This is a genomic window from Streptomyces sp. NPDC029139 (genome assembly GCF_055564335.1).
In genome coordinates, this window is record NZ_JBVHWN010000023.1 from 33388 (window position 1) to 45890 (window position 12503).

The window sequence follows — 12503 nt, forward strand, 5'->3', positions numbered from 1 at the left end:
CAGGGTGGCGCTGCGCACTGGTCGTTTCGTCACGGTCGTCAGCTCCTCGCGAGGGTCGTACGGGGGTCGAGGAGGCCGAGTGTCAGGTCGACCAGCAGATTGACCACGAGGACGATCAGGGCCAGCACCAGGACCACACCCTGGACGAGTGGGTAGTCCTTGGCCAGGATTGCGCCGACCACGGTGTAACCCAGACCGGGCCAGTTGAAGACCGACTCGACCAGGACGCTGCCTCCGACGAGCGTGGTGAGGAACAGTCCGCCCAGGGTGAGGCCGGCGGTGACCAGATTCGGCAGAGCGTGGCGTAGGTAGACCAGCCGGGCCGGCAGGCGCTTGCTGCGTGCCACCCGCAGGTAGTCGAGCTCCAGGACGCGGGCGGTCTCGGTACGGATGATTCGTGACAGTGCGCATACCGGCCCGATGGTCAGGGCGAGCACCGGCATCACGTATGAGGCTGCGGTATCGGCCCCGGCCGGCGGGAGCCAGTGCAGCGTCGCGGTGAACAATGCGATCATCGCGATGCCGAGCAGGTACTCAGGTACCGCCGTGAACAGCCCGGTGACACTGGTGAAGGCCATGTCAGTACCAGGGCGGCGACCGTTGCGGGTGGCAACGGCGATCGCCATTCCCAAGGGGACGGACAGCAGTGCGGTCAGTCCGAAGGCGATGCCTGCAAGTTGGGCAGTGGCTGGAAGCCGTTCGCTGATGGTCGCGGCGACGGGTTCACCGCTAACGAGGGAGGTGCCGAGGTGGCCGTGGAGCAGGCCACCCAGATAGCTGGTGAACTGCTCGGTGACCGGGCGGTCCAGGCCCAGTTGTGTCCTGCGTGCCTCCACCACTGCGGGGTCGGCCGTGGGCCCGAGGGCGTCACGGACCGGATCTCCCGGGACAAGGTGCACCAGGAGGAAGGCAGCCGTGGCAATGACAGCGAGGGAGATCACAAGTCGCAGCAGGCGGTGCAGGAGGAAACCGATCCAGGGTGAGGGGCGCCCAGCGGCCGTGTGTCCTCGGTGCTCGCCCGTGCCCGACTTCGCCGAGTCTGAACCAGCATTGTCGGTGGCGACCGCCGCATGGACCGGTGAGGGCTGGTGGGTCATGAGGGGTCCGTTCCTCAGTTGGCACGCATGCGAATGCTGGTCGGGATCGGCACGCCGCCGAGCATCTCGAAGTCCGCCTTGACTCCGAAGTAGCTCTGCATGCGCTGGGCAACAGGGATCGCGTCGGCGTTGGCGTACAACTTCTTGGCGGCCTCGATCCAGAGCTTGCAGCCCTCCGCGCCGGGGGTCTTCATGGCCACCTGCACGGCCCTCTCATACTCGGCGTTGTCGATGCTCGCCCAGTTGTTGCCCTGCGGAGCGTCAGGTCCGGAGAGGAAGGGCACCACCATGGAGGGCAGCTGGGTTGCCAGGCTCAGGGCTGGCAGGACATCCCAGTCGCCGCCGTTGTTTTTGGTGATGGTGGAGATCAAAGTGGAAGTGCGCTGGCCATCATGTCGGACGTCCACGCCGATCTTCTTCCATGCCGCGCTGATGAGCTCGACGGCGGCGGCGGTGTTCTGCGTATCCGACGGGTAGAGGAGCCTCATGGTCAGACGCTTGCCGTCCTTGGTACGGATCCCGTCCGTGCCCCTTCTCCAGCCGCCCTTGTCGAGGAGCTTTTCGGCGGCGGCCATGTCGTACCGGGGAATGGCGGTCGTGGCAGGTTCGTCATTGCACAGCAGCGGGTCCTGGCCGTTGAGGGACGTGCCGGCCTTGCCGGCCCTATCAGTCAGCACGGATGCCACCTGGTCACGATCGAGGGCGTGAGTGAGGGCTCTGCGCACGATCGGGTCGGCGCCGGGGCGTCCCTGGCGCTGGTTGAACAGCTGCAGGTAGGTGCCCAGCTGGTAGCGGTATTCCTTGGCCGTGGCCTTGACGCGTGCGATGTCCGGGCCGGCGACGGGGGTTCCGTTCAGAGTGCCGCTCGCCAGCATGTTGGCAGCTGTGCTCGGGCTGCCGACCACCTTCATGACGATCTTCTCCGGAGCACCAGGTACATCGGTGGAGTCGCCGTTCGGCCCCCACTTGTATTCCTTGCGGCGAGTGAGCGTGTAGCTGTCCCCACTTTGGGCCTTCGTCAGCTCGTACGGGCCGGAGCCGCTGGATGCCTTGGCGAGCAGGTCACGGTCCTTCTGGCCTTTGCCGCAGACCACCAGGATGTTGGACAGCGACTCGAGCAGCATGCCGAACGGTTCGGCGCTGGTCACGGTGACCGTCTTCGCCGAGTCGTCGGGCTTCACCGTGACGTTGGGCCCGGGGATGGCGATGCCCATCAGGGGGGAGGCATTCTTCGGGTCCTTGATGTACTCGATGTCCTCTGCGATCACGCTGGGTGTCACCGCCGAGCCGTCCGAGCAGGTGACGCCGTCACGGATGGTGAGGGTGACCGAGTTGGGCTTCACTTCCCACTTGGTGGCAATACCTGAGACGACCTTGCCCGTGGCGTCGAGGGTGACAAGTGGGTCGTAGGCGTAGACCAGTAGCATGTTCGCCGCCCCGACGACCGTGTGGTACGGGTCGAGCTTTCCGGGGTCGACGGGCAAGGTGCCGGTGAACGTTGCGTTGCCGACATACGAAGGCTTGCTGGCGCTGTCGGAACCGGTGCCTGTCGAGCATCCTGTGGCAGCAAGTGCGATCGCGCACGCCGTCGCGGTCAGGTGCAGTCTCATGTTCGGCCTCCAACAGCCCACCATGTGGTGATGATTGGGGGGAAGCCTCCAGCCATCCGGCCTGTCGGGTCTTCGTCGCGCTCAACCAGATACCGGCCCGGTATTCGTCGGAAGATCCAATTCGGCTTGTCGCCAAGTCACCGCAGAATTAGTGAGGTTGGCTTGCTGGGCTGCATCCCTCACCCCACCCGAACACACGCTTGGGACCGTCCGGTGCCGTACGAGCTGAAGGAGAGTGGATCTGTGCTCCACCACGAACAGGTTCTCATCCAGGTCGGGCGGCGTTCAGGCCTGCCAGTGATCATTGCTCTGCATTCCACGACGCTCGGTCCGGCGGCCGGCGGCCTGCGGCTCTGGTGCTACCCCGACTGGCGTGACGGCCTGACCGACGCTCTTCGCCTTTCTACAGCCATGACCATGAAGATGGCCGTTGCTGGCCTGCCCAGCGGCGGGGGGAAGACTGTCGTTGCCGTCCCTGCAGGGAAGCAACTGAATGCGACCCAACGGCGTGACGTCCTTCATGATGTCGCCAACACCATCGCGTCGCTGGGCGGATCGTATGCGACCGGGCCGGACGTCGGAACTGGTCCCACCGACATGGCAGTCATCGGCGAGACCACCCCTCATGTGTTCTGCAAGCCGGCGGAACTTGGCGGAAGCGGTGACTCGTCGCCACACACTGCATTGGGCACACTCGCCGCATTGCGTGCTGTTGCCTACAGGCTCTCCGGTACGACTGACCTGAACGGTCGCCGACTCGCTTTGATCGGCCTGGGCAGGGTCGGTGAAAGCCTCGGCCACCTGCTGGTAGCTGAGGGAGCCGAGCTGACAGTGGCTGACATCGACCCACGTAAGCGGGACACAGCAGACACACTTGGCGCAAAATGGCTCAACCCCGATGAGATCATCACTGCGGACGTGGACTTCATCGTCCCCGCAGCACTCGGCTCAACGCTCACCAGAAGGGTCGTACCCCGGCTCCGCTGCAAGGCCGTTGTCGGGCCGGCGAACAACCAGCTCGCCACCCCTGATGTCGCCGATCTACTCCATCACCGCCAGATCGTCTGGGTACCCGACTACGTCGCCAGCGCGGGCGGCGCTATCAACGCGATAAGCACCGAACTCCATCACCTGGGCGCCGACGAAAGCCGCGCAAGGATCCTTGCCATCCAAGACACCGTCGGCGAGCTGCTCGACACCGCTCAACGCCTCGGCCAGACCCCCGCACAGGCTGCCGTCACTATCGCAGAGCACCGCATTAGTGAGGCCGCCCCCAGCCGATCCCCGAGCCTTGAAGAGTCTCCATGAGCTCCGGGCTTAGCGCGGGATGCGTGGAGGGGCAAGGGCTCCTCGGACCAGTGCGTGCCCGCGGAGGTGGCCGTCGCGGGCGTGGTCGGGACCGCTAAGGGTCGGCTGTCTGAGAACAGCGAGTCGAGTGTGCCGAGGTTTCCGCACCTCAGCGACTGCCGGCTCGGCTGTGCCGAAGCCGACCAGCTTGAAACGTGTCGTATTCGGTCTCCCGAACCTAGAGGAGACGTGCCGCACAAAGGTCCCACGCTCGGGCCGGATACCTCGATGGCTCTATCAATGGGACGTCTTGGCACAACTATGGATTGGCCGTGATGAGTCGACCAGCGGCATGCGGAGCACACCACGCCAGTTTGCGCGGTGTGCTGGGTCTGCTCGTTGCCGCTGTTGCAGTCTTCTGTGTGTTTTCCCAGAGTCATGGGCAGGAGAACGGTTCCGTCCAGGACCAGCCGCGCCTTAACCTCGAGCACTCGCACGCCCATAAGCTTCCCTCACTCGTCACAGACGCCGATGGCTCTGCCCTGCCATGCGGGCAGAAGGCGATCGGCCAGCAGAGTGTCCCCCGTCCCCTGAACAAGCTGCCCGCGACTTCCTTGGCGCCCGCGGCTGATGTCCAGGATGTGTCCTTCACATCAACGGCCGCATACTGTCACCGCGTGCGTACTGGCGGGCTAGCGCCACCTCCTCTTTCCGCCCTCTCCGTTCTGAGGTTTTAAGCCGACCGCCGCGTCGTGTCCTTGAACCCCTTGGAATGGAGTGCTTGAACATGTTCCCTGCCCCTCGCTCGATGCGTCTGGCAGCTACTGCGTTGCGGGGTTGGCAGCCTCAGCAATGGGTCACAGCCGGCATCTGCACGCTACTGACCGCAGGGCTGGTCGGCGTGCCGACAGATGTGGTGCCCAATCCGCTGTTTTCCCGGTCAGTCGCCGTGCAGTGGTGGAGCTATCCAGCCCTCGCCATCACCGCCGTGCTGTCCGGTCTCATCTTGACCACCTATGTGCGCCTCCCTTCCACGCCCAGCGCACCAGAGTCCCCGACCGGTGGCCGGCTGGGCTCGGCGGGTGGGCTGCTGTCCCTTCTGGCGATCAGCTGCCCGGTCTGCAACAAAGTCGTCCTATTGCTCCTCGGAGCCTCTGGCGCGCTCAGTTACTGGGCTCCCCTACAGCCTCTGGCCGCCCTCACGTCCGTGGCTCTACTCGCCGAAGCAGCACTGCGCCGACTGTCGACTCAGGTCGGGTGTCCTGTGCCTGCTTCCGCCTGAACCTCAACCAGCTGAAGCTCCGGGGCGCGGGCTGAGGGCACCGCTTGTACATCTCACCTCGCAGGCAGGCACTTCACGCCGCGAGGGTCCGATTAGGGTGCAACGGTGCCTAACAATGCCGCCGCCCTGCCCTCCCCCGCCGAGGGGCTGTTCCGGCTCGCCACGCTCACTCGCTTCACTGGGAGGCGAGTTCGCCTGACCGTCCATAAAGCGCAGTGCCCGGTGGTTCCTGAGCACGGCAAGGTTGTGGTCAGCAGTGGTTCGTGGCAGGTCCTGGACGTGCCCGGCAGCCAGGTCGCCCGTCATTTGCAGGCAGCCAAGGAAGGCAGGGTGAGCGTTCTTACATCATGTAGGCGCTGTGGTGGATGGCAGGTGTGACGTCTCAACGCGCCGTGGGGGCTCTGTCGCGTCCAGGGCGAAGGCAAAGCAGTACCTGCCGCGTATTGCTCTGCGACACAGCTGAGGCCGTCAGGGTTCTGGCGTGCGCTGTATGGGACCCTGCAAAAGGCTCTGGCGATGCCCAGCCATCCATCACTCTTGCAGGTTCAGCGGGCTTCGGAGCCACCTTGACGAGGTGCGGCCTCAGTGGCCTGTTACTTGGGCGCCAGACTCATCTTGCCTGACATGCGTGGCCGGAATGTGCCCCATGCGGCCCTTGTTGAAGTCATCAATGGCATCGTGGATTTCGCGCGCCGTGTTCATCACAAAAGGCCCATACCGGGCTACCGGTTCGTTGATCGGCAGGCCTCCGAGGAGCAGGACCTCAAGCTGTCCGGTGCGGCCGTTCTGGTGGGGCCCTGCTTGGACAGTGACAGTGTCGCCTGCTCCGAAGATGGCAAGCTGCCCTTCGCTCAGAGGCCGCTTGTGCTCACCCACATATCCGCTGCCTTGCAGGACGTAGACCATCGCGCTGTACTCCCTTGGCCATGCGGTATGCAGCTGAGACTGCGGCTCGAGACTCGCGTGGGCGTAGGTGATCGGAGTATGGGTCACTCCGGGGCCCTGATGGCCTGCAAGTTCTCCTGCGATCAGCCGGACCAGCGCACCACCGTCGTGGGAGGTGAGCAGTCGCAGCCTGTCTGCTCGGATGTCCTGGTAGCGGGGCTTGGCCCACTTGAGGCTTCTGGGGAGGTTGACCCAGAGCTGGACACCGTGGATGAGACCACCGTTGAGGATGGTCTCTTCTGTGGGCACTTCGTCGTGGAGAATTCCCGATCCAGCGGTCATCCACTGGGTATCTCCGTCGGAGATCAACCCACCGCCACCGTTGGAGTCGTGGTGGACGACGGTGCCGTCGATGACGTAAGTGACGGTTTCGAACCCGCGGTGAGGGTGCCAGGGGGCGCCTTTCGCTTCGTGGGGGGCGTAGAGCGTTTCCCCGACATGATCCAGGAGGAGGAACGGGTCGGCCTGGTCCATGGTGGCGCTCGGGAAGGGCCTTCGCACCATGAATCCCGCCCCCTCCCGCTGCTGGTGTGCGGTGACCACGCGGCCCACGGGACGGCCGCGGGCAGCGGCAGCCGGCTGCGGGATGCGGGGAAGCACCAGCAGATCTTCCACATTCAGTGCGGGCACAATGACTCCTTCAACGTTCGGCGGCGGATAGTCCCGCACGTTTAGTTGAACAATAAACCATAAATTCCGGTTTTCGCCTCAGCTCCCGGCGCGCTGCGCAGCATCGACACATCCAGTAGCTCTCACACCTATAGCGACACCCCGCGCACGGAGAGCAGCCAACGAGGGCGGGCGGCGCCCTCGCCGAACGCAGGCGCTTATCTCCACACCAGGAGGTGGTCTCCCGCGCTCGGAGGATGGCGCACTCCCTCTCCTCCGTGGGGACGAGGCCCGATCTCCTCCCTGCCGCCCCCTTCATCGGCTGGCCCTGCGCCGAGACTGTTGAAGATTCCAGGTCGTACCGCAGGGCTACACGACCAGCCGCACCCAGAGGAGCCGTTACGGATGAAGCCGAAGCATCGCGCCCTGGCCGCAGTCATCACCGGAGCGACAGTTGTAGCGACAGTGGGCGTGGGCCAGTCAGCCACCACGGAGGACCTGATGCCCCCAACGCCAGACAAGGTTTCGTGGGGATCCTGCACGGCTCCTTCCAGGGAGCGAGCCATCGATCCGGAGTTGGAATGTGCAACGGTGCAGGTTCCACTCGACTATCGCGACTCTGCGGGTCCGACAATCGGCATAAGGGTCTCCCGTCGAGTAGCCCAGTCCTCCGAGCGCCGCGGCGCGCTCCTGATGAACCCAGGGGGGCCTGGAGCGTCCGGCCTGGAGTTCCCTTCGGTTTTCGCGCACGGAGCAACGGCTGCAGGGCAGCAGCGCCTTCTCAGGCACTACGACCTCATCGGCTTCGATCCCCGAGGGGTGGGGCAGAGTAGTCCCATCTCATGTGGGCTCACGCCAGAACAGACGGCAGCAGTGGGGTGGCCCTGGCCGGACCGCAACGGAATCTCTGCCAACATCACAGCAGCTCGCAGTGCTGCGCATGCCTGTGAGGCTCACTCGGGAAGCATTCTTCCCCACATCACCACGGCGAACACTGCCCGCGACATGGAGCAGATCCGCAAGGCGCTGAGTTTCGACAAGTTCTCCTACTACGGCCTGTCGGCCGGCTCGTACCTGGGGGCGGTCTACACCTCTATGTTCCCTGGACGAACCGACCGGATCGTCCTGGACAGCTCTCCAGACCCCAAGGCGATCTGGAGAGACATGAAGGTCGACATTGGCGCAGGTGTTCAGCGACGCTTCGAGGAGTTTGCCAAGTTTGCTGCCATGAATGACGCTCAACTACACCTGGGTGCCACACCGAGCGCCGTTCAGGCCGCGTATCTGGCCGCGGCTGAGCGGTTGGATGGGACGCCAATCCAGGTAAACGGACGGAAGGTTGACGGAGACACCTTGCGTACCACTGTTCTGCAGGCCATGTACGCCGACGACACAGTCATGCCAGCTCTGGCTGGTGTGCTCCAGTACATCGAGGGGCGCCCTGGAGCCCCCTCCGCAGGTGAGGTGTCCGAGGTGATCGGCGCCTTGACGCCGAGCATGGACGCTGCGATGGCGAACACCATCGCGGCCCAGTTCGCGATCATGTGTGGAGACACCGCTTGGCCGCGATCGGTTGGTACGTACGTAAAGGATGTACGTGAGCAGTCTGGTGCTTACCCTGTCGCTGGTGGCGAGACCGCCAACATCACCCCCTGCGCCTTCTGGGCGAACCAGCCGCTGGAGCCGACGCCGCAGGTCAACAGCGACGGCCCTCACAACGTTCTAATGGTCAACAATCAGCGCGACCCTGCCACGGGGCTTGCCGGAGCTTTCGGGATGAAGTCAGCTCTGGGACAGCGTGCTCGCCTTGTCAGTGTGAACCAGGGGGGGCATGGGGTGTTCATGGCACCAAATGCGTGCGCCAACAACGTTGTTACCGACTGGTTGGCGGAGGGGCAGATGCCTAAGGACGGAACCATCTGCGCCCCTCGAACGTCGTAGGTGCGCACCAGTAGGGGGCTGCGGCGATGGCATGTCGTGGGGACTCAGAGCGACCGGAGGGTGTTCCCAAACTGCTCTCAGGCCAGAATCTCGGTCACCCACGTGACTACAACGCTTGCGGTTCCGGCAGTTGTTGTTCCGTCCAGACATACTTGCCTGAAGCCTCGTAGCGGGCGCCCCAGCGATGGGAAAGAGCTGTCACGAGTTGCAGACCGCGGCCCCCTTCGTCAGTTTCGGCCGCCCGGCGTACATGCGGCGTAGTAAGACTGCCGTCAGCCACCTCGCAGACAAGGGAGTCGCTGCGCAGGAGGCGGAGTCGGATAGGGCCTCGGGCGTAGCGGACGGCGTTGGTGACCAGCTCACTGACAATGAGTTCTGTGGTCATGACCAGGTCTTCGAGATCCCAGCTCGTCAGTTGTTCACGAATCATGGATCGCGCCTGTCCAGCCGCGACTGCTTCTTGCGGCAGAGTCCAGCTGGCCATATCGGATCGGGCCAGGGAGTGAGGCTGAGCGATGAGAAGTGCTGCATCGTCAGTTGTGTCAGACGGCGAGGGCAGCAAGGTATCGGTCAGGGCGTCGCACAGTCGTTCCGTTAGAGGCTGCGGTGTCGGCATGCCCCGGGAGGCAACCACCGGACTGTCGGCATCAGGGTTCTTCAGCATATGGCTAAGGGTGCGGGTGATCATTGCCATGCCTCGGTCCAGGCTGCGCGTGGCGGTCTCAGCAAGGCCATCCGTATAGAACACCAGCAAGCTGCCGTCGGGGATGTGGAGTTGTGTGGTCTCAAAGGGAGGTTCAGCGACCCCCAAGGGGGAATTCGGTTCGAGGTCGACGAGTCTGGCGATGCCATCTGGATCCACGAACACGGGTGGCGGATGGCCGGCTGTGGTGAAGATGCAGCTGGAGTCGGTGGGATCGTAGACCGCGTAGAGGCATGTGGCGTAGAAGTCTTCTCCGATGTCGGCCACCAGGTCGTTCAAGTGGGCCAGGAGATCGTCTGGGGCTAGCTCTAGGTCTGCGAGGGTGCGCACTGCAGTTCTCAGGCGTCCCATGGTTGCAGCTTCCGAGAGACCGTGTCCCATGACGTCGCCGATCACGAGAGCGACGCGGCCGGCTGACAGAGGAAGGACGTCGTACCAGTCACCTCCGACATCCACGGCTTCTCCGGCCGGCAAGTAGCGGGCGGCCGCGGTGAGGGAGGGCAGGGCAGGCAGGTCGCGCGGCAACAGTCCACGTTGCAGTTCGCGGGCACGGAAGTGATCGACGTCGTGGAGACGGGCTCGCTCGAGGGCTTGGGCGATCAGACCGCTGAGCGCTATCAGCAGGGTCCGCTCTGCATCGTCGAGTCGGCGCTGTTCGGAGAAGGAGATGGAGCAGGCGCCGATGGGTCGTCCGGACGCAATGAGCGGGAGGAAAGCCCACGACTTCTTGCCGGATACGGCTACGCGGTGGGCCATGTGGGGATAGCGGTGGATGTGTTCCTCGATCGTATCGACGAAGAGTGGGGCGCCAGCGCTCAGGACGTCACTGACGGGCGATAGAGCAGGAACGGGTTCGGCTTCCACCATCTCGGTAAAGCTCGCGGGGTAGCCGACCGCCCCCACGATGCGAACGCGGTTCGGCCTGCTTTCTTCCAGGAGGCCGATGGTCAAGCCAGAGGCACCAAAAGGGGGCAGAACGCGCTCGGCCACAGCTGAGACCACGTCTTGGACGGTCAAGGCTCCTGACAGCGCTACGGTGAGGTCTTTGATTCGCTCTGCCTGTTGCACAGCCTTACGGTGAGCGAGGGTGGTTTCAGCTTCCCGGTCTTTCGCCGCGGTGACGTCACTGATGTGCACACTCATACTGTCGGAGGCTGGCGCCAGACGCAGGTGGTACCAACGATCGTCGGCGAGCCGCCGCAGGTCGACCCCCTTGGGCAGACCGGAAGCGACAGCATCTCGGCAGTGGCGCTCCACGTCTCCAGCGCTCTGGAACGCCTTCGCAGCCTCCCAAAGCAGGTGCCCCACTGGGGTATTTTCGGGAGCGCCTCCGATAGCGCGGAGCAGCCGTTCAGCGGTGGCGTTGGCGTAGAAGATCCGCCACTCACTGTCCACCAGCAGAAGACCATCCGCCATCTGCTGCAGAGCTTCACCTACGCGCCCTTTGGGCAGGTCAGGATGGCCCTGGGGGTGGCGTGGGGAGGAAGCCCGACGTTCATTCACAACCAACCTCACCCTCTACAGCCTCTTGCCCCCTTCACGCCTATTACCGCACACGACTCCTCTCAATGCCCGGCATACCTGGCGCGCTCGTTGGTCCGACCAGCGCGGCAGGACGGACGACCCCCCGTCGCCACGTCCGAGCCGAGCTTCTCCGGGGTGATCGCGTTCGGCACCCGATGATTACCGGTCGCCCTGGGCCCCACGCCCGTTCGGCCAGGCCGGGCGGCAGTTTCCTCGGCACGTTGATGCATTACGTGCTGACGGTCGAAGGCGGGGTGGGCTGGAAAGGCATCCACCATGGTCTGCCAAGGCAACCACGACTCCGGCGCGATGATCCGCCGGACAGGACCCATAGCAGCCAAGCTACTCGGTACCTCTCATCCGGATCAGAAGACCAAGGAGCAGTGCGGCTGCAGCAGGCCCCGCAAAGTACGGCCACAGGTTGGCCAGTTCACCGGCCAGGAGGGCGGGACCAAATTGACGAGCTGGGTTGAGGCTGCCGCCAGTAGTCTGCGCAGTCACTCCAATCAGGATGGCAAGCGTCGCACCTATGCCCCAGGGCATCCACCTCACCGGGCGAGGCCCGGCGGACAGGGCCGCCACAGCGAAGAGGAGCATGAACGTCGCCAGGGCTTCACCCAACGCAACAGAAAGCTGCGAGGAAGTCGCCAGCGGTCTCAGCAGTGCGTAAGCAACCTCGGGGTGAGCCACGGCCGGCCCCGCCAGTTGCCGAGCGGCAAGTACGCCAAGCACTGACCCGGTCAGCTGCGCCGAGATGTACGGCAGGACATAGCGACCCGGAACCTTGTACATCGCCCACATCAGGATGGTCACCGCGGGGTTCATGTGCGCCCCGCTCATCCGACCTAGCGGACTGACGATGAGCAACGCCACGACGAGGCCACTGATTCCTGCGTCCACAGCAAGGCGCTGCGCCGGGCTAGGAAACACCCCGTGAAGCCCTGCGCCGGGGAGGAATAGCCAACGGAACAGCACACCCATGGACAGCATCAACGTGGCGGTGGCGAACAGCTCCGACGCCCAGAGCGCCGTGGGGCGCGAGCCTCCTCCGAAGCGGCGAGGAGCAATCTCGAGATGGTCGGTCGTCACGGTCGCTGGTCCTTTGGTGCTGGCAGGCGGCTTTTCATATCAAGCACCACGCCCCGGCGAACGTTCACCACCATCGCAGCCACAAGCACCTCAGATCCGGACCTGCCCGTCCGCTCTGCACATGCTTCGAAGCCCCCTCCCGGCCTTTCCTTTCCCGCCCTCGAGACTGTGGACTCCCGCCCGATGTCTGGATCTGTGTTTCGAACGTCCCAAACCGTAGACAAGATCCTTCCGGGTGAACGGGTTGAGCAGTAACGAGGGCCTGGAGCAGGTCCCGCCGGAGGCGTAACACCCTCCTCAACCCATCCACTCCATTTCTTGAGGAGCTCACGATGAACACCTTGGCAGCGGACGTGAAGCGCCCGCGCTCGGAGTTCTTGATCGCGCTGGGACTGGCCGCGGGCCCCGTGGTAGCA

8 protein-coding genes are annotated in these 12503 nt (G+C 64.4%); 3 read left to right on the plus strand and 5 right to left on the minus strand.

Features of this window, described 5'->3' with window-relative positions; genetic code table 11:
• Positions 1-38: 38 nt before the first annotated feature.
• The gene (locus ACZ4VW_RS31465; protein ID WP_467968387.1) at positions 39-974 is read right to left on the minus strand and encodes an ABC transporter permease; all 936 of its coding nucleotides are present in this window, start codon (positions 972-974) and stop codon (positions 39-41) included.
• Between the two features lie 137 nt (positions 975-1111).
• On the minus strand, positions 1112-2707 hold the full coding sequence (locus ACZ4VW_RS31470) for an ABC transporter substrate-binding protein (protein ID WP_467968373.1): 1596 nt from the start codon (positions 2705-2707) through the stop codon (positions 1112-1114).
• A gap of 243 nt (positions 2708-2950) precedes the next feature.
• Here ACZ4VW_RS31470 and ACZ4VW_RS31475 point away from each other — a divergent pair, with 243 nt between their 5' ends.
• Both ACZ4VW_RS31475 and ACZ4VW_RS31480 read left to right on the plus strand, forming a co-directional pair.
• Positions 2951-4015: a Glu/Leu/Phe/Val family dehydrogenase gene (locus ACZ4VW_RS31475; RefSeq protein WP_467968375.1), complete on the plus strand. Its 1065-nt coding sequence runs from the start codon at positions 2951-2953 to the stop codon at positions 4013-4015.
• A 766-nt stretch (positions 4016-4781) separates the two neighbouring features.
• Complete coding sequence (locus tag ACZ4VW_RS31480) at positions 4782-5276, plus strand: hypothetical protein (RefSeq protein WP_467968377.1); 495 nt, start codon at positions 4782-4784, stop codon at positions 5274-5276.
• Positions 5277-5858: 582 nt separating this feature from the next.
• Here the strand turns inward: ACZ4VW_RS31480 and ACZ4VW_RS31485 are convergent.
• Positions 5859-6851: a pirin family protein gene (locus ACZ4VW_RS31485; RefSeq protein WP_467968379.1), complete on the minus strand. Its 993-nt coding sequence runs from the start codon at positions 6849-6851 to the stop codon at positions 5859-5861.
• A 672-nt stretch (positions 6852-7523) separates the two neighbouring features.
• Between ACZ4VW_RS31485 and ACZ4VW_RS31490 the strand changes: the two genes are divergently transcribed.
• Positions 7524-8771: an alpha/beta hydrolase gene (locus ACZ4VW_RS31490; RefSeq protein ID WP_467968389.1), complete on the plus strand. Its 1248-nt coding sequence runs from the start codon at positions 7524-7526 to the stop codon at positions 8769-8771.
• A gap of 106 nt (positions 8772-8877) precedes the next feature.
• Here the strand turns inward: ACZ4VW_RS31490 and ACZ4VW_RS31495 are convergent, their stop codons facing one another.
• Together ACZ4VW_RS31495 and ACZ4VW_RS31500 are read right to left on the minus strand one after the other, a co-directional pair.
• Entirely contained in the window at positions 8878-10890 is a 2013-nt protein-coding gene (locus ACZ4VW_RS31495) for an ATP-binding SpoIIE family protein phosphatase (RefSeq protein ID WP_467968381.1), read from the minus strand.
• Between the two features lie 450 nt (positions 10891-11340).
• Positions 11341-12087 carry an MIP/aquaporin family protein gene (locus ACZ4VW_RS31500; RefSeq protein WP_467968383.1) on the minus strand — a complete coding sequence of 249 codons (747 nt, stop codon included), beginning with the start codon at positions 12085-12087 and terminating at the stop codon, positions 11341-11343.
• Positions 12088-12503: the final 416 nt, after the last annotated feature.

Coding starts and splice junctions, on each gene's coding strand:
- ACZ4VW_RS31470 (WP_467968373.1), bottom strand. CDS start 2,707: ATGAGACTGCACCTGACCGCGACGGCGTGCGCGATCGCACTTGCTGCC.
- ACZ4VW_RS31480 (WP_467968377.1), top strand. CDS start 4,782: ATGTTCCCTGCCCCTCGCTCGATGCGTCTGGCAGCTACTGCGTTGCGG.
- ACZ4VW_RS31490 (WP_467968389.1), top strand. CDS start 7,524: ATGAACCCAGGGGGGCCTGGAGCGTCCGGCCTGGAGTTCCCTTCGGTT.
- ACZ4VW_RS31495 (WP_467968381.1), bottom strand. CDS start 10,890: ATGGCGGATGGTCTTCTGCTGGTGGACAGTGAGTGGCGGATCTTCTAC.